This window comes from Curtobacterium sp. PhB191, assembly GCF_004346515.1.
Lineage (GTDB): Bacteria > Actinomycetota > Actinomycetes > Actinomycetales > Microbacteriaceae > Curtobacterium.
The window spans coordinates 44,564-61,344 of record NZ_SMBV01000007.1 but is presented as its reverse complement, the minus strand read 5'-3'; the positions used below and the strand labels follow the sequence as shown (position 1 = coordinate 61,344).

At 71.3% G+C, this 16,781-nt stretch carries 18 protein-coding genes and 2 pseudogenes; 14 read left to right on the top strand and 6 right to left on the bottom strand.

Going from position 1 to position 16,781, the window contains the following annotated elements; genetic code table 11:
- The first annotated feature begins 55 nt into the window (after positions 1 to 55).
- From rutA to EDF48_RS12440, 7 genes are read left to right on the top strand one after another with little or no spacing between them, the layout of a single operon-like run.
- Positions 56 to 1,156, top strand: coding sequence for a pyrimidine utilization protein A (rutA, locus tag EDF48_RS12470; RefSeq protein ID WP_131846595.1), 1,101 nt, complete (start codon positions 56 to 58; stop codon positions 1,154 to 1,156).
- The gene (locus EDF48_RS12465) at positions 1,153 to 2,064 is read left to right on the top strand and encodes a carbon-nitrogen hydrolase family protein (protein ID WP_131880354.1); all 912 of its coding nucleotides are present in this window, start codon (positions 1,153 to 1,155) and stop codon (positions 2,062 to 2,064) included. Before rutA ends, EDF48_RS12465 begins: the two co-directional genes overlap by 4 nt.
- Positions 2,061 to 3,758: an amidase gene (locus EDF48_RS12460; RefSeq protein WP_131880352.1), complete on the top strand. Its 1,698-nt coding sequence runs from the start codon at positions 2,061 to 2,063 to the stop codon at positions 3,756 to 3,758. Before EDF48_RS12465 ends, EDF48_RS12460 begins: the two co-directional genes overlap by 4 nt.
- A 43-nt stretch (positions 3,759 to 3,801) precedes the next feature.
- On the top strand, positions 3,802 to 5,259 hold the full coding sequence (locus EDF48_RS12455) for an MFS transporter (protein ID WP_165932389.1): 1,458 nt from the start codon (positions 3,802 to 3,804) through the stop codon (positions 5,257 to 5,259).
- Positions 5,260 to 5,305: 46 nt separating this feature from the next.
- Positions 5,306 to 5,929, top strand: a complete 624-nt coding sequence (locus tag EDF48_RS12450; RefSeq protein WP_131846591.1) for an isochorismatase family protein — start codon at positions 5,306 to 5,308, stop codon at positions 5,927 to 5,929.
- On the top strand, positions 5,926 to 6,582 hold the full coding sequence (locus EDF48_RS12445) for a TetR-like C-terminal domain-containing protein (protein WP_131846590.1): 657 nt from the start codon (positions 5,926 to 5,928) through the stop codon (positions 6,580 to 6,582). Before EDF48_RS12450 ends, EDF48_RS12445 begins: the two co-directional genes overlap by 4 nt.
- Positions 6,579 to 7,397 carry a GntR family transcriptional regulator gene (locus EDF48_RS12440; protein ID WP_131880348.1) on the top strand — a complete coding sequence of 273 codons (819 nt, stop codon included), beginning with the start codon at positions 6,579 to 6,581 and terminating at the stop codon, positions 7,395 to 7,397. Before EDF48_RS12445 ends, EDF48_RS12440 begins: the two co-directional genes overlap by 4 nt.
- Before the next feature lie 20 nt (positions 7,398 to 7,417).
- On the opposite strand, the gene EDF48_RS12435 is transcribed toward EDF48_RS12440, so the two are convergent.
- Complete coding sequence (locus EDF48_RS12435; RefSeq protein ID WP_131880346.1) at positions 7,418 to 8,449, bottom strand: putative sulfate exporter family transporter; 1,032 nt, start codon at positions 8,447 to 8,449, stop codon at positions 7,418 to 7,420.
- A 57-nt stretch (positions 8,450 to 8,506) separates the two neighbouring features.
- On the opposite strand from EDF48_RS12435, the gene EDF48_RS12430 reads away from it, so the two are divergent.
- Complete coding sequence (locus EDF48_RS12430) at positions 8,507 to 9,190, top strand: hypothetical protein (protein ID WP_131880344.1); 684 nt, start codon at positions 8,507 to 8,509, stop codon at positions 9,188 to 9,190.
- Positions 9,187 to 9,852 carry a hypothetical protein gene (locus tag EDF48_RS12425; protein ID WP_123939337.1) on the top strand — a complete coding sequence of 222 codons (666 nt, stop codon included), beginning with the start codon at positions 9,187 to 9,189 and terminating at the stop codon, positions 9,850 to 9,852. The genes EDF48_RS12430 and EDF48_RS12425 overlap by 4 nt, the downstream gene beginning before the upstream one ends.
- Here the strand turns inward: EDF48_RS12425 and EDF48_RS12420 are convergent.
- Entirely contained in the window at positions 9,843 to 10,451 is a 609-nt protein-coding gene (locus EDF48_RS12420; protein WP_165932388.1) for an LppP/LprE family lipoprotein, read from the bottom strand. The genes EDF48_RS12425 and EDF48_RS12420 overlap by 10 nt on opposite strands.
- Positions 10,452 to 10,515: 64 nt before the next feature.
- Between EDF48_RS12420 and EDF48_RS12415 the strand changes: the two genes are divergently transcribed.
- The 4 genes and pseudogenes from EDF48_RS12415 to EDF48_RS19460 form a co-directional block, all read left to right on the top strand.
- Positions 10,516 to 11,346, top strand: coding sequence for an alpha/beta hydrolase fold domain-containing protein (locus EDF48_RS12415; RefSeq protein WP_131880340.1), 831 nt, complete (start codon positions 10,516 to 10,518; stop codon positions 11,344 to 11,346).
- Between the two features lie 146 nt (positions 11,347 to 11,492).
- Positions 11,493 to 11,837: a hypothetical protein gene (locus EDF48_RS12410; protein ID WP_131880338.1), complete on the top strand. Its 345-nt coding sequence runs from the start codon at positions 11,493 to 11,495 to the stop codon at positions 11,835 to 11,837.
- Positions 11,838 to 11,912: 75 nt separating this feature from the next.
- Positions 11,913 to 12,008, top strand: a pseudogene (locus EDF48_RS19465) (DivIVA domain-containing protein); the annotation flags it as partial.
- A gap of 36 nt (positions 12,009 to 12,044) precedes the next feature.
- Positions 12,045 to 12,167: pseudogene (locus EDF48_RS19460) on the top strand (DivIVA domain-containing protein); the annotation flags it as partial.
- Between the two features lie 102 nt (positions 12,168 to 12,269).
- Here the strand turns inward: EDF48_RS19460 and EDF48_RS12400 are convergent.
- The 3 genes from EDF48_RS12400 to EDF48_RS12390 form a co-directional block, all read right to left on the bottom strand.
- Positions 12,270 to 13,421 (bottom strand): Gfo/Idh/MocA family oxidoreductase, encoded by a 1,152-nt coding sequence (locus EDF48_RS12400; RefSeq protein WP_123939342.1) that lies wholly within the window; start codon positions 13,419 to 13,421, stop codon positions 12,270 to 12,272.
- A complete protein-coding gene (locus EDF48_RS12395; RefSeq protein ID WP_131880334.1) occupies positions 13,418 to 14,251 on the bottom strand; it encodes a sugar phosphate isomerase/epimerase in 834 nt (277 codons plus the stop codon). Before EDF48_RS12395 ends, EDF48_RS12400 begins: the two co-directional genes overlap by 4 nt.
- Before the next feature lie 92 nt (positions 14,252 to 14,343).
- Positions 14,344 to 15,708, bottom strand: a complete 1,365-nt coding sequence (locus EDF48_RS12390) for an MFS transporter (protein ID WP_131880332.1) — start codon at positions 15,706 to 15,708, stop codon at positions 14,344 to 14,346.
- Positions 15,709 to 15,840: 132 nt separating this feature from the next.
- On the opposite strand from EDF48_RS12390, the gene EDF48_RS12385 reads away from it, so the two are divergent.
- The gene (locus EDF48_RS12385; RefSeq protein ID WP_131880330.1) at positions 15,841 to 16,425 is read left to right on the top strand and encodes a TetR/AcrR family transcriptional regulator; all 585 of its coding nucleotides are present in this window, start codon (positions 15,841 to 15,843) and stop codon (positions 16,423 to 16,425) included.
- Between the two features lie 90 nt (positions 16,426 to 16,515).
- Here the strand turns inward: EDF48_RS12385 and EDF48_RS12380 are convergent, their stop codons facing one another.
- Positions 16,516 to 16,698 carry a hypothetical protein gene (locus EDF48_RS12380; RefSeq protein ID WP_123939346.1) on the bottom strand — a complete coding sequence of 61 codons (183 nt, stop codon included), beginning with the start codon at positions 16,696 to 16,698 and terminating at the stop codon, positions 16,516 to 16,518.
- Between the last annotated feature and the right edge of the window lie 83 nt (positions 16,699 to 16,781).

The following is a 16,781-nucleotide window of genomic DNA, read 5'->3' as shown; positions in this document are numbered from 1 at the left end:
CCCACCTCGTCCTCCCCCTCCCTGCTCGACACCCACCACAGAAAGCGAGTCCCCCATGGACATCGGAGTCTTCATCCCGATTGGCAGCAACGGCTGGCTCATCTCCACCACGTCGCCCCAGTACAAGCCGTCCTTCGACCTGAACCTCGAGATCGTGCAGAAGGCCGAGGCGTACGGCTTCGACTTCGCGCTGTCGATGATCAAGCTGCACGGGTACGGCGGCCCGAGCGGGTTCTGGGACGAGAACCTCGAGTCGTTCACGCTGATGGCCGGTCTCGCCGCCCGCACCGAGCGGATCCGCCTGTTCGCCACGACTGCGGTCCTGACGATCCCGCCGGCGATCGCGGCGCGCATGGCGGCGACGGTCGACTCGATCTCGCACGGTCGCTTCGGTCTGAACCTCGTCGCGGGGTGGCAGAAGGCCGAGTACGACCAGATGGGTCTGTGGCCCGGCGACGACGTGCACTTCAAGCGCCGCTACGCCTACCAGACCGAGTACATGCAGGTCATGAAGGAGCTGTGGGAGCACGGCGAGTCCGACTTCAAGGGCGACTACTTCACGATGAACGACTGCAAGATGCTGCCGAAGCCGACCGGACACATCCCGATCGTCTCGGCCGGCCAGTCGTCGCAGGGCATGGCGTTCGCCGCCCAGTACTCCGACTACAACTTCTCGATGGGCGTCGGCGTGAACACCCCGACCGCCTACGCCGACCAGAACAAGGCCCTCATCGAGGCGCGGGCGAAGACCGGTCGTGACGTCGGCTCGTACGTGCTGTTCATGATCATCGCCGACGAGACCGAGGAGGCCGCCCAGGCCAAGTGGGCGCTCTACAACGACGGTGTCGACGTCGAGGCGATCTCGTGGATGACGGGTCAGGCACTCACCGACACCGAGGGCGAGGAGGGCAACACCGCCAAGCGGATCTCCCTGCCCGAGGGCGCCGTGAACATGAACATGGGCACGCTCGTCGGCTCGTACGAGCAGGTCGCGGCCATGCTCGACGAGGCCGCCGTCGTCGAGGGCACGAAGGGCATCATGGTCGTGTTCGACGACTTCCTGCAGGGCATGGACGACTTCGGCACCCGCATCCAGCCGCTGATGCGCACCCGCGAGGGCGTGGAGTCCGTTGCTCCGAGCGCGGTCACCGCATGAGCGCCGCAGGGAGCCGACCGGTCATCGAGGTCGCGGTCGTGCAGGCCGGACAGACCCCGGCCGACGGCGACGCCGCGCTCGACGAACTCATCGCCCTGTTCGAACAGGCGGCCGAGGGCGCCGACCTCGTCGTGTTCCCCGAGCTCTGCACCACGCCCTACTTCTGCGGCGTGGTCAACGACAGCCGCAAGGCCTGGGCGCAGCCCGTCCCCGGCCCCGCAACCGCACGGTTCGCAGCGGCGGCGAAGCGTCTGGGCACCGCCGTCGCCTTCGGCCTGTACGAGGACGCGGGCGACGCGCAGTACAACAGCGCCGTGCTCATCGACGCCGACGGCACGCTCGTGCACGGCACCGACGTGCACGGCGAGCAGGTGGCGTCGTACCGCAAGACCTCGATCCCGACCAACGCGATCTCCGACGTCGACGAGAAGCACTACTTCGCCGCCGGCTCCGGACCGGTCGTGTTCGACGCGCTCGGCACCCGCTTCGGGATGCTCATCTGCTACGACCGGAGCTTCCCGGAGTACTGGCTCGCATCGCGGGCCGCCGGTGCCGAGGTGATGCTCGTGCTCGTGTCGTCGATGGGCTTCCGCGAGACCCTGTTCACCCAGGAACTCCAGGTCCGCGCGCTCGAGACGCAGACCTGGATCGTCGCCCCGAACCGCGGTGGCGAGGAGACCGTCGACGGCAAGACCGTGAGCTACTTCGGTCGGTCGTCGGTCGTCTCACCGCGGGGCGACCTGGTCGTCTCGGCACCGGCCCACCAGGCGGGACCGATCATCCGGGCCACCATCGACGTCGGCGAGGTCGCCGCGGCACGCCACGACTTCCCGCTCGGACGCGACCGCCAGCCCGGGGTGTTCCGGTACCTCGCCGACGCCCACGCCCCGGCGGCGGTCCCCGCGTGACGGACGTCGCCGCCGTGGTCCGCGGCACCATCGCCCCGCAGCTCGACCGGGCGCTGGCCGCCAGCCGCGCGAACCCGCTGCCGGCCGCCCCGTCGGCGCTGCGCGCGGAACCGGCACACAGTGCGCAGCTGTTCGGTCGGCTCCTGGGCGCAGCGATCGAGGCGGCCCCGGCCGTGGCGGCGACACCGGGCACGGGCGCCGACACGACCCCGGCCCGGCCCGCAGACGCGCCGTCGGCGTCCCGCCCCGCCGCCGACACCGCCGCCGACGCCGCGGCCGACTCCGCCGCAGCCACGGTCATCGAGCTCCTCGACGCCTACCGTTCCGGCACCACCACCCCGTCCGCCGTCCTGGCCGCGCTCGCTCCGCACTGGACGAGCGACGACGTCTGGTCGGACGCGGTCCTGCGCCTGGTGGACGGAGCCGAGGCAGCCGCCGCCGAGTCCACCCGCCGCTGGGCGGACGACGAGGCCCGGCCGCTCGAGGGCATCCCGTTCGCCGTGAAGGACATCATCGACGTCGCGGGGACGATCGTCACGAGCGGCTCGCTCCAGACCGGCGACCGTGTGGCCCCGGCCGACGCGACCGTCGTGGCCCGACTCCGTGCAGCCGGCGCGATCCCCGTGTTCACGGCGGCCACGACGGAGTTCGCGTGCGGGGGGCCGCACAACGCCCGGTACGGTGCCGTGCGGAACCCCTGGGACCCCGAGCGCTGGACCGGTGGCTCGTCGACTGGGTCGGGTTCGGCGCTCGCCGCCCGGATCGTCCCGTTGGCGCTCGGATCGGACACCGGCGGGTCGATCCGCGTGCCGTCCGCACTCTGCGGCACCACCGGGATCAAGCCGACCTACGGCCTCGTGCCGCGCACCGGGGTCGCGAGCCTGTCGTGGACCCTCGACCACGTCGGACCGATGGCCCGCTCCGCCGAGGACCTCGCGCTCGCCCTGGCGGTCATCGCCGGGTCCGACGGCGAGGACCCGACGACGTTCACCGCCGTCCCGCTCATCGAGGCGGAACCGGAGCGGGTCGAGGGGCTCCGCATCGGGGTGCCGCGCGGCTGGTTCACCGAACGCGTCGACACCGCGGTGCTCGACGCCCACGCCGCCGCGACCGAGCAGTTCCGCGCCCTCGGAGCGACCCTCGTGCCGATCGAGTTCGACGACCTCGAGTCGATCGACGCGGAGTGCTGGACCGTCTTCTACGGCGAACTCGCCGCGAACCAGGAGGCCAACGCCGCCACGGCCGACCTGTTCGACGCCGGGACCCGAGCCCGGTTCGACGTGTCGTTCCTGCCGACCGCGGCGGACTACCTCCGGGCGCTCCGCCGCCGCCCGCTCGTGCAGGCCGCGATGGTCGCCCGGATGGACGAGGCCGGCGTGGACGTGGTGCTCACCCCCGGCATCGGGGCCACCGCTCCGCGACTCGACGACCTGACGATGTCCGTCGACGGCGAGCGGTTCAACCTGCACGACGTCATCCCCCGGAACACCCGCCTGTTCGACTACGTGGGGTTCCCGGCGCTGATGATGCCGGCGGGTACCGCGCCCGACGGTCTGCCCGTCGGCGTGCAGCTCGTCGCGCGGCCGTGGGACGACCGCCTGGTGCTGTCCGCGGCCGCCGCCTTCCAGCGGGTCACGACGCACCACCGCCTGGTGCCGCCGTCGTCCGCCGTGCGAGGGCTGACCGATCAGTAGCCGCACCATCGACGAGGGCGCCGCCCGACGACGCGCTTGGCAGGTGCTCTGCGCCTCGAGCCTGAGCGTCGTCCTCGTCTTCATCTCCTCGAGCGCCCTGCTCGTCGCACTCCCCGACGTCAGCCGCGACCTCGACGCCAGCGCGGTGCAGTCCAGCTGGGTGCTCCTCAGCTACATGCTCACCACGACCACCCTGATCCTGGTCTTCGGACGGATCGCCGACCTCGTCGGTCGGCGCCGCCTGTACATCGCCGGCATCCTCGTCTTCCTGCTCGCCTCGCTCGCATGCGGGTTCGCCCCGGACGCCGCGGTCCTGCTCGGCGCCCGGCTCGTGCAGGGCGTGGGTGCGGCGGCCATCGTCACGAACACGACCGCACTGCTCACCGACGTCTTCCCGGAGTCGATCCTGTCGCTCGGCCTCGGCCTGAACGCCACCGTCGCCGCGGTGGGGCAGGTCATCGGCCCGGTCGTGGGCGGGCTGGTCGCCGAGTCCTTCGGGTGGCGCTGGATCTTCCTCGCCGGCGTGCCGATCTCGCTCGCCGGACTCGTCTGGTCGCTCCGGTTGATCCCGCACAGCACCCGCCCCCGTTCCGGCGAGCGCCTCGACGTGCCGGGGTCGATCCTTTCGGTCGCGGCCGTCGGCCTGCTCGTCGGTGCCGTCTCGATGGGCGGCTCGATCGGCTGGTCGGCCGTGCCCGTCGTGGCGATGGCCTCGGGCGCAGTCGTCCTCGGCGGCGTGTTCGTGTGGACCCAGCGCCGGGTCGCGCACCCCCTGGTCGACCCGGCGATCTTCCGCGACCGCGCCACCATCACCCTGTTCTCCGCCGCCGGGCTCTGCGCCCTGTCCAGCTACGCACTGGTGCTGCTGGCGTCCCTGTCGTTCCAGGCCGTCGACGGCAAGGACGCCGTCGAGGCCGCCCTCTGGGTGCTCCCGACCCCGATCGGCACGACCGTCGCCGCCGTGACCGCAGGGTTCCTCGCCCGTCGCGTGGCCGCCAGGACCCTGTCGACCATCGGCATGCTCCTCATCGCCCTCGGCGCCGCGGTGCTCGCCGTCTCGCTCGCCGACGGCAGCGCCTACGTCGTCACCGCCACCGGCCTCGGCGCGGTCGGGGTCGGGACAGGCGTGTTCATGACGCCGAGCACGTCCGCACTGATGACCCGGGTCCCGGAACACCGACGCGGCATCGCCAACGCCATCCGCTCCGCCCTGCAGAACGCCGGCTTCCTGTTCTCGACGGCCCTCGGACTGGCGATCGCGACGGGCGGCCTGTCCGCCTCCCAGGCGGCAGCCGCCTACGACGGCAGCCTGCTCGGTCTGCCGGCCGGCGACGTCCAGGTGTTCGTCGACGGCGTCCGCGCCGCAGCGCTCACCTTCGCCGGCTGCGCGGCCCTCGGTGCGCTCATCGTCGCGTTCGGTCCGTTCGGACCACCCGACCGGGAGGCACCACTCCGGCCCGACAGGTCGGGTCCGGTCCCCGAGCCGGGGGCGTCCACGTGACCGTCCCCACCCTGGCAACGACCACCCACGACGGAAGCAGGACCCCATGACCGACGACCACCAGGACTACGCGGCGGCCGGGTTCACCGGCGCGCTGCAGCCAGGACGACGCGCTGCGCTCGTCGTCGTCGACCCGGTCCGCGCCTACGTCGACCCCGACTGCGGGCTCTACGCCGGGGTCGAGGAACCCGTCGAGCGGATGCGGGAGCTCACGACCGCTGCCCGCGCCGCCGGGGTGCACGTGGCGATCACCACCATGGCGCTGTCCGCCGACGGGTCGAACGCCGGGGTGTTCTTCCGCAAGGTGCCGGCGCTCGCCGCGTACCTGCCGGGGGCGTCCACGGGGGCGTTCGTCGACGGGCTCGAGCCCCAGGACGGGGACACCCTGGTGCCCAAGCAGTACCCGAGTGCGTTCTTCGGCACCTCGCTGGCTGCCGACCTCGTCGCCCGCGGTGTGGACACCCTGTTCATCGCGGGGCTGTCGACGAGCGGGTGCATCCGCGCGACAGCCACGGACGCCATGCAGCACGGGTTCGTCCCTATCGTCGTGCGCGAGGCGGTGGGCGACCGGTTGCCGAGCGTGCACGAGGCGAACCTGTTCGACATCGCCGCCAAGATCGGCGAGGTCTGGAGCATGGACCGGGTCCTCGAGCACTGGGACGCGGCATGAGCCCCGCGACGAGCACCGCGGCGAGCACGGTGACGAGCACCGCGGCGCCGGTCCGCGGTCGGCCCCGGAGTGCCGCCGTCGGCGAGGCCGTCTACACGGCGTGCGTCGAGATCCTGGCCGAGGGCGACCCGCGCGCGTTCACGATCCGGGCCGTCGCCGACGCTGCCGGGGTCGGGGCGGCGACGATCTACCGGCGGTGGTCGAGCAAGGAGGTGCTGCTCACCGAGACCGTCATCCGGTTGATGGAGGAGCACATCCCCACGATCCAGGACGCCCCGATCGCCGAGGGGGTCCTCGGGCTCACCCGGGGGTGGGTGCACGCCCTGGTCGCGACGCCGGTCGGCCGCGCACTCCCGCTCATCGTGGAGACCGCGTCGCACGAGCCGCGCGTCGCCGAGGCCGTCACCGAGTGGCACCTGGACCGGCGGCTGCGGGTGAACGCGATGCTGCAGCGGGCGATGGACGCCGGCGACCTGCGTCCGGACGTCGACCTCGGCATCGCCGTCGACCTGCTCGGCGGACCGACGTTCTACCGACGCGTGTTCGTCTCACTCGACATCCAGGCGCCCGACTACCCGGTGCGCCTGGCCCGGGAGTTCCTGCGCTGGGCCGGCTGGACCGGCGACGTCTCGACGGTGGGGGTGGCCTCGTGACCGGGATCGTGCCGGAGGAGTTCGCCCCGACCGCGGCCTGGACCGACATGGGCGTCGGGACGACCCCGTCGGCGCCGGGGCACTGGATCGGGTTCAACCGACGCTCCGACGCGGCGCGCCAGGTGTCCGACCTGATCCGGGCCGACATCGTCGCCGGCCGGTTCACCGGCCCGCTGCCCTACGAGTGGGAGCTGCTCGACCTGTACGGCACGACGCGGAACGTCCTGCGGGCTGCGCTGACGTTGCTCAAGGAACAGCGGCTGCTCACCCGTGCACCGCGATCCGGCACGTTCGGTGTCCGGCCCGTCGCCTCGGTGAGCCTGGCCCGCACGTCCGACGAGGTCACGATCTACGGCGAGACGGCCGGCGGCAGCGTGTTCGAGTCACCCCGGCTCAGCATCGTGCACCTGTGCGTGCAGCAGGTGACCGCGCCGGAGACCGTCCGACGCAACCTGCAGATGACCGGCACCAGCGCGTTCTTCGTCGAGAGCCTCATCTCGTTCGACGGCGAACCGAGCCGGGTCCGGACGAGCTGGGTGCCGCACGAGCGCTTCCCCGACCTGGTCGCCGAACCGCTCACCGAGTACGTGCCGGACGTGCTGGTCCGGAAGGCCGGTGCGCGTCCGGAGGCTCGGCGGCTGCTGCTGAGCACCGTGAACGCCGACCAGTGGACGGCCGACCTGCTCGACATCGATCCCGGGCAGGCGATCTTCCACATCGAACGGCTGATGTGCCTGGCCGACGGGACGCCCGTCGAGTACGGGTTCTCGCGGTACCGCGGCGACCGGGCGGTGATCGACTCGCGGATCATCTGACCCCGGCGCGGCTCCGCGTCCTACAGCAGGCCGAAGACCGCCTGCGCGCCGAGGCTCGTGCCCGCCACGAGCACCCAGAGCGCGATGCCGAGTAGCATCGGACGGAAGCCGGCACGTCGCAGCGCCGCGAAGTCCGTCGAGCACCCGATCGCCGCCAGGGCCACCGTGATGAGGAACGACGCCGCGGTCGAGAACTCCGGGGCAGCGTCAGCCGGCAGCACCCCGACGGTCCGGAGCAGCACCACCACCAGGAACCCGATCAGGAACCACGGGACCAACCGGAACACACGGAACCCGCTGCGCGACCCCGTGTCGGGCGCGAGCTGCTCGCGGGAGGCGCGTCGGGCCTCCAGTCCGGCCAGCCCGATGACGATCGGGATGATCATCAGGGTGCGCACCAGTTTCACGACGACCGCCGTGTCGGTCGCCTGGCGACCGTAGACCGTCGCGGTGGCGACGACGGACGACGTGTCGTTCACCGCAGTGCCCGCGAACACGCCGAAGGCGTGCTGGCTGAGGCCGAGGGCGTGGCCGAGCAGGGGGAAAGCGAACACCGCGGCGATGTTGCAGAGGAAGATCGTCGACATCGCGTAGGCGACGTCCGCGCTGACCGCACCGATGACGGGCGTGACGGCCGCGATCGCGGACGCCCCGCAGATGCCGGTCCCCACGCCGATCAGGGTGCGGAGGGCGCTCGACACCCGCAACAGACGGCCGATCCCCCAGGCGGCACCGAGGCACACCACGAGGGTCGTCAGCATGACCGGCAGGGTCTCGCCGCCGATGCGCAGGACCTCGCCGATCGACAGCTGCGCGCCGAGCAGCACCACCGCGAACTGCAGCACACGGCTCGACGAGAACTTCACGCCGGGAGCGAGCACGGCGAGGCTGCCGCCGGTGCGGCGACGGACGAGCCAACCGAGCACCGCGCCGATCAGGACGGCGGGGACGGGTCCGCCCACGACCGGGACGACCGATCCGATCAGGGTCGCGACGAGGCCGATCGCGACGGCGACGGCGACACCGGGTGTGGCGGTGCGGGCGAACTGCATGGGAACAGCATCTCGTGCTCGCAGCCGTCGTGCGGTCCAGCCGGGCAGGATGGTGCGGTGGAGTACTCGGGCGAGCGGTGGGTGCAGCGGCTGCGCGACGGGGAGACCCCGAAGCGGTGGCCGTTCCTGGTCGGCCTCACGATCGTCACGGTGGCCGGCGGGATCGGGGTGTACTTCTCGGCGACCCACCTCGACGGCATCCTGCACTCGGACGCCCGACGCCCGTTCGCCGTCCCGCTGTTCTCGGTGCTGCTGCTCGGGTTCGGGCCCGTGGCCGCGGTGCTGTCCTGGCTGCGCGGGCGGCGCGACCGCGTGGTGCTGGACCGGATCCGCCGGAACGGGACCACAACGCGCTTCCACCTGCCCGTCCTCCGCACGGGCCCGTACGCCGCCGACGACTTCCCGGACCCGAGGCCGGAGCTGTGGACGGTCGACGCGGCGGGTCTCCACGCGTGGTCACCCGAGCGCGACGATCCCGTGTTCGACCTCGTGTGGGACGACGTCAGGACGATCGAGCTGGCCTCGACGGACGTCCGCGGACAACGCACCGACACCGGGATCTGGATCGTCACCGAGGCGGTGGGCCGGTTCGTGCTGCTGCCGCGCGCAGTCATCGGGCGGCCGTTCGGCGCGAGCGTGACGAAGATCCACATCCTGATGCAGGTGCTCCGGTCGCTGCGGCGGGAGTTCGATCCGCACCACGACACCGGGCGCTCCGGTCGAGCCCCGGCCGATCGATGACGACACCCGACGAGCAGTGGGTGCAGCGGCTGCGTGACGGCGAGATGCCGAAGCGGTGGCCGGTCCTGCTCGTGGCCGCGGTGACGACGGCCGCGGGGCTCGGCGTGCTCGTCGCCGAGTTCGCGTCGCCGGACTTCCTGCGCGGTCTCGACAGCGCCCGCACACAGGCCAACTTCGTCCTGTGGCCGCTGCTCGTCGCCGGGTTCGGCCTGCTGCTGGCGGTGGTGACCTGGAGCGCCGGTCGGACCGATCGCCGCACCATGGCACGGATCCGGGAACGCCGCGCGCCCCGGTTCCACCTGCCGGTCTCCGCGTCGGGGTTGCGGGCAACCGACGACCTGCCGGGCCCCCGACCTGAGATCTGGACCGTCGACGCGTCCGGTCTGCACGCGTGGGCGCCGTCGCGGGCGGAGCCGGTGTTCGACCTGCCCTGGACCCACATCCGGAAGTTCTCCGTCGCCACGAAGGACGCACGCGGACAACGGGTCGACTTCGGCGTCTGGATCAGCACGACGGTCGGCGAGGACGTCGTGGTGGAGCCACGACCAGCGCTCGGACGCGGGTTCGAGGGCGGCCCGGACAAACTCGCGACGATCGTTCGGGTCCTCCGCGCACTGCAGCGCGAGCTCGGCGGTCGGGGTGCTGCCGCCGATCAGCCCTGAGCGGGCGGGACCTCGCCGGTCATGTCGACGCGCTCGGTGCCGTCGTTCCAGATGTACGTCGCGGTGGTGCGACCGGAGGCGTCAGCGTTCGCCTCGTTCGCCTTCGCGTACGTGTAGGTGACCTTGATCGAGGCGTCGGCCAACCGTTCGACAACCGGCTCGAACGCGTACTGCTCGGAGGTCGCGGTGCCGAGGTACCGGCCCTGGTGGAAGAGCAGGATCGCGTACGGCGACCCGGCGGTGCCGAACTCGGGCGCGACGACGGACCAGGACAGGGAGGCGCAGGCGTCGTAGCCGGTGTAGTCGGCGTTCGCGGCGTCCCACTTGGTGTCCTCGAGGCCGGCGGGTGACGGCAGCGCAGCGATCCCCGCTGCTGCTGCCTCGGAGCCGGTCGCGGGACCACAGGTCGGGGTGGGGGTCGGCGTCGGTGTCGGCGTGCTCGTCGGCGTCGGGGTGGCTGCCGTGTCCGTCGGCGCTGCGGTCACGGTCTCGGTGACGGTCGGGGTCCCTTCGCCGCCGTCCCCGCCACCGGAGCAGCCGGTCAGCAGGGCGACCACGGCCGCGCCGGTCAGGAACAGAGCAGTCTTCGAGGTGCGCACCACTCCACGGTGCACCGACCGACGTGTCGGCGCTCGCATCGTTACCGGCCCGTAGTCTGCTGGCATGCGGGGAGAGGGCATCGGGGCATCGGTGGGGACGGTCGACGTCATGGACGACGTGCTCCCCGGCCCGCACGGACCGGTCCCGATCCGGCGCTACCGACCGCAGGATCCGGCAGCCGCTCCGGCCCTGGTCTGGCTGCACGGCGGCGGGTTCTTCCGGGGCGACCTGGACCTGCCCGAGTCGGACGCCGTGGCCCGGGCACTCAACGCCCGCGGCATCCCGGTGGTCACCGTCGACTACCGCCTCGGTCCGCTGCCCGGCATGCCCTGGATCGGGCGGACGGGTCCACGAGCACGCCGACGTGCACCGCATGCACGCGACGAGGTCGTGGCGGTGCTCCACTCGCTCGCAGAGGAGTGTCCGGCCGGTCTGGTGCTGGGTGGCGCGAGCGCTGGAGCGTGCCTCGCCACCACCGCGATCCCGTCCGGACCCGCGCTGGCCGGCGCCGTGCTCGCGTACGGGTTCTTCCACGCGCGGATCCCCTGCGACCCAGCGGTGCAGCGTCTCGTGCGCGGGCACCGGCGGATCACGCACGCTCCACTGTTGCTCGACGCCGCGAACCGCACCTACGCCGGGCCGCTCGGCGCCGGAGCGTTCCCGGCACCGGAGGACCTCAGCACGTTCCCGCGCGCCCTGATGCTCGACGCCGAGCGGGACACGATGCGCGCATCCGGCGACCGGTTCGCACGGCAACTCGGTGCCGCGGGGGTCGATCTCGAACGGCACGTCCTGCCCGACAGCCGGCACGCGTTCCTCAACCGACCGGACAGCATCGACTTCGCGGCTGCCGTCGACCTGATCGCCTCGTGGGTGGTTCGACGACCCGACTGAACGTTCGAGCGTGTGCGACCGTCGGACATTCCGGTGACGCCACCACGAACCGGACGTATTCTGCTGTCGGAAGCAACGGCGGTTCCGAACACCCTTCGCCACGTTCACCGTCGTGGCGTCCCGCCTCTGTGACGAAGAGTCCTACCGTGACCGAACACCTCATCGAGTACGTCGCCCGTGACCGCACGGGCATCACCGCCGTCGTGACGACCACCAGCGTCATCGACGTCGACACCGTGATCCAGCACATCCGCTCCGGACACACCGGCTACTACGTGGCTGCCGACTCCTGGAAGCGCACGCCGGTCCGGAGCATGTCGTTCATCGGCGGCACCTACCTGTTCGCGAACTGGGACGGCTCGAAGCGGAACATGCTGCACGACCTGGCGTTCCGGTCGCCGACGCGCGCGGTCCAGACCGCGCCGCCGGCGGAGTCCCGCTTCGCGCGGTTCCTCGACGCCGTGTTCGGCCGCCGGCTCCCACAGCGCTGAGCTGCCAGTACCGCCGCTGCCCCTGCCCGTTCGCAGGCCCGTGAGAGCATGACGGGCATGCAGAAGGGGGAGCAGATGCTCGCGAAGGACGTGTCCGACAAGCGGTTCCGACCGACGAAGTGGCGGGAGGGCTACGACCAGGGCGAGGTCGATGCGTTCCTCGACCGGATCCAGACCACCCTCGCCGGGTACGAGCAGGGGCGGCCGGTGGATCCGCTCACACCGGAGCAGGTGTCCGCCGCCCGGTTCCAGCCCACGAAGTTCCGCGAGGGCTACGACCAGGACCAGGTCGACGACTTCCTCGACGAGGTCGTCATCGCGCTCCGCCAGCACGCGGTGCGCTGAGACCGACGTTGACGCGGAACGACACCCCCGTCGTCGCACGACGTCGGGGATGTCGTTCCGGGTCGATCCCGGCAGTCGATCCAGCCCTCAGACCTGCGCGCCCTCCAGCGTCGCCGCGAGCGGGTCGAAGTCCTCGGGCAGCGACGCGATCGGCGCGACGGTCGACTCGACCTCGATGAACGAGCGGGCGGCGATCGACTCCTCGACCGCGACCATGGTGTCGAGCACGTGGTAGCCGACCTCGCCGGTCGCGATGTGCGAGCCGCCGCCACGGATGGCCCGCGCCATGTCGAGCACGCCGAGCCCACGGCCGACGGTGGGCTCCTCGTCGAGCAGCACGTCCCATTCCTGCGAGAAGGGGAACGTCGCGTCCGCGGTCAGCGGTCGCGCGATCCGGATCGGGTGCCCACCACCGAACGTGTTCGGGTCGGGCAGGACGATCGTGCCCTCGGTCCCGTTGACCTCGAACACGCCGTGCCGGAACAGCGGGGTGTCGAACGACAGCAGCGACTGCGCGTTGCCGCCCTGCTCGAACGAGGTCAGGACGGAGACGTGGGTCGGCACCTCGACGGGGAACGAGTCGCCCGCGTTCGGTCCGACGACCAACTGCCGCGTCGACCGCGACTGAGAACCCGTCGCGACGACGGAGTCGATCGGTCCGAGCAGGTGCACGAGCGCCGTGAAGTAGTACGGGCCGATGTCGAACAGCGGGCCCGCGCCCTTGGCGTAGAGGAACGACGCGTTCGGGTGGAACACGTCCGGCCCCTGCCACTGCATGCTCGTGACCGCGGTGAGCGGGGTACCGATCGCACCGGCCTCGATCGCACGCTTGGCGGTCTGCCAGCCCGGACCGAGCACGGTGTCGGGCGCGATGCCGAGCTTCAGCCCGAGGGAGTCGGCGAGTTCGACGAGCGACGCGGCCGAGGCACGGTCCACACCGATCGGCTTCTCGCTCCACACGTGCTTGCCGGCACGCAGTGCGTCCATCGAGACCGCGACGTGCGTGGCGGGGAGGGTCAGGTTGATGACGATCTCGACGTCGGGATCGGCGAGCACGGATGCGCCGTCGCCCGAGGCCGCGACACCCCACTTCGAAGCCGACGCCGCGGCGCGCTCCGTGTCGATGTCGCCGATCCGGACGACCTCGACGTCGGGGAACGTCGTGAGGTTCGCCAGGTACTGCTCGCTGATCATGCCGGCGCCGATGAAGCCGATGCCGACCCGTCCGGTGCGGGTCATGCGGACACCTCCGATGCAGACGACGAACCGGCCGGCGCGAGCTGCGCCGCGAGCCACTCGTACGACTGCTGCACACCGTCGAAGACGTCCCCGTCGAACCCGTCGAACTCGATCACGGCGTACTCGAGCGCCGTCGCCGCACGGAGGGCCTCGGCGAGCCGGACGTCGCCCTGGCCGGCCGGGGTCTGGTCGGTGGGGATCGTCGCGGTGGAGATGTCGTCGCGCATCGGACCGTCCTTGACGTGCACGGCGACGATGCGGTCGCCGAGCTCCTCGATGAACGCGACGACGTCGATGCCCGCGGCCGATGCCCAGTACAGGTCGAGCTCGAGCACCACGGCCGGGTCGAGCAGCGACGCGAGCACCTGCAGCGCGGGCTGCCCGTCGATCCGCGGCCGGAGCTCGTGGTCGTGGTTGTGGTAGCCGACGCGCAGACCGTGCTCGGCGGCCTCGACGGCGGCGGCGTTCAGTCGTGCGGCGACGCGCTCGACGCCCTCGCGGGTCGTCCACGCGTCGGGTCCGACGAACGGGTCGATGACGATCTCGAGGCCGAGTTCCTTCGCCGCGGCGAAGGTGTCGGCGTGCGACGGAGCGGTCATCACGGTGCCGTCGGGCAGCGGGATGGTCTCCTCGACCAGGAACGCGTGGCCGGTCTTCGCGGTGATGCCGTGGGCGTCGAACGCGGACTTGAGCTGCGCTGCTCGGTCCACGAAGGCGAACGCTTCGACGGTGTCGAAGCCGATCTCGGCCAGGCGGCGGACGCCGCCGTCGAGGTCGGGCTCCAGCGCGGCGTTCACCGTGTAGAGCTGCAGGGAGATGGCGGGAGCCATGTCGGGTCCTTTCCGGGGGTGGTACAGGTGACTGCCTGGAGGCGCGACTCGCGTTGCGGACGCGAGTCGCGCCTCCCGGCTGGTTGCGTTGGTCAGCGGACCGACTTGATCGGCAGGATGACGAGGGCGCCGAGGATGACGGCGACGCCGGCACCCCAGAGCATGAGCGTGTAGTTCTGACCACCGCCAATGCCGAGCAGGAACAGGCCGACGGCCGGAGCGAGCGACTGCGGCAGCGCGTTCGCGATGTTGATGACGCCGAGGTCCTTGCCGGGGCGTTCCGGGTCGGGCAGCACGTCGACGATCAGGGCGGTGTCGATGGCGGCGTAGATGCCGAAGGCGAAGCCGAGGACGATCTCGGCGAAGTAGAAGCCGCCGACGGTGTCGACGTGGGCCAGGATCACGAGGCCCACTGCGGTCAGTGCGGTGGAGCCCCAGACGAAGACCTTGCGGCGCTGGACGCGGTCCGACACCCAGCCGGAGACGGCGGCGCTGACGAGCAGGGCGACCGTGTACAGCAGGACACCGAACGCGACGACCCCGACGGCCTCGGCCTGCGGCAGACCGATCCGGTCCTGCATGTAGAGCAGGCGGTACGTCGTGAACATGAACGTGCCGAAGGTGATGAGGAAGCGACCCCACCAGGCGAGTCCGAAGTCGCGGTGCTTGATCGGGTTCGTCCAGAACGAGCTGATCAGGTTGATCCAGCTGAAGGGCTTGACCGGCGTCGTCGGCAGGTCGTCGCGTGCCACGAAGCAGTAGACGAGGATCGCGATGATCGCCAGGACACCGGGGGCGATGAAGAGGACCGGCAGGTTCCCGACCAGGTACACGGCCAGGTACAGGCCGGCGAGGATCGCGATGTTCTGCGCGAGGGCGATGACGCTCGAGGCCTTGCCGCGCTGGAACTCCGGCACGTTGTCGGCGAAGCTCGCGGTCAGCGTGGCGAGGACGGCGTTCGCCGTGACCTGCGCGAGGACCCAGGCCAGCGTGAGCTGCAGGACGTTCGGCGAGAACGCGAGCCAGGCGAGCGAACCGACGAAGACGATGACGCCGCCGAGCATCCACGGGCGTCGACGTCCCCACCGGCTGCGGGTGCGGTCGGAGATCGCGCCGAACAGCGGGTTTGCGAACAGTGCACCGAGGGCACCGAACGGCAGGACGGAGCCGACCACGGTCTCGGGGCTCGTGGGGTTGAGCTCGGTCGCCTTGATCGACATGCTCACGAAGACCGGCGTGAGCAGGGCGACGAACAGGCCGAACTGGGCGAAGCTGAGGCCCCAGAGGTAGCCGCGGCCCACACGCATCGTGCTGACGGACTGCGTGATCCCCTCGACCGAGAACGCTCGGGGCGCCGCGGCGTCCGAGGCGGTGGCACCGGCGGCTGCGGTGACCGCTGGTGATGCGGTCCCGGCGATGCCGCGGGTGGGTTCTTCCTTCGACGTCGGTGTCGACATGACTCCTCCTCGAGTCATAGGGGGCTTCGGGGCCCTCGAATACCTAGTGCTGCTAGGTGATCGGGACTGTAGCACCGGAAACCTCCGACCGGAAGTTTTTGGCCCGATTGTTGCGCCGGTACATTGGCACTCGTGACCTCCAACGATGGAATCGGCACCAGGGGCCCCTACGCCAAGGGCGTGCAGCGTCGGCGGGAGATCCTCGACCAGACGCTCGACGTCGTCGCCTCGCGCGGGATCGACGGCACCTCGCTGCGCGCCATCGGCGATGCGATCGGGGTCTCGCACGCGGCACTGAAGCACTACTTCTCGTCCCGCGAAGCGCTGCTGGTCGAGGTCCTGCGGGAACGCGATGCCGCCTCGGACCGGGCACTCGGCGACACGGCCGGGGTCTTCACCCGGCTGGCCTTCGTCGCCGACCGGAACGTCAGCGAGCCGGCACTCGTGACGCTCTACACGACCCTGCTCGGGGCGTCGGTGGAGTCCGGCAACGAGACGGCGCGGGAGTTCTTCGCCGCCCGGTTCGACGAGGCACGGGGGAACCTGGTCGCCCAGCTGCACGACGAGCTCGTGGCGTCGGGGCGGCACTCGGACGCCGACCTCGAGCAGGTGGCGTCGCTCATCATCGCGGCGTTCGACGGGCTGCAGGTGCAGTGGCTGCTGGACCGGAACGTGGACATCGCGGGGACGCTGCGGTTGCTGGAGCGAGTGTTGTAGGGGACTTTCGGGCGGTCGGGGGTCGACGTGGAACGACGTCCCCGTCGTCGTACGACAACGAGGACGTCGTTCCGAGTCGACGAACGACCCCTACTCCTCGCCGTCCTCTTCCGGGTTGAAGTGCGAGTCGTCCCCGACGTGCCCAGCGGCGAGGCCGTCCGGGTCGTTGGGGATGGTGTTGTCGTCGCCGAGCCCGCCCGGCTTCTCGGTGCCCTCGGAGTCGTTCACGGGGGCCTTGGCGTCGTCGTCGTGCGTGTTGCTGCTGTCGGTCATGGTCTGCTCCAGTGCAGTGGTCGAACCGAGGGCGACGCCCCCGGCAGGTGCTGACCTCGGACGCTACGTGCCGCTGCTCGGAA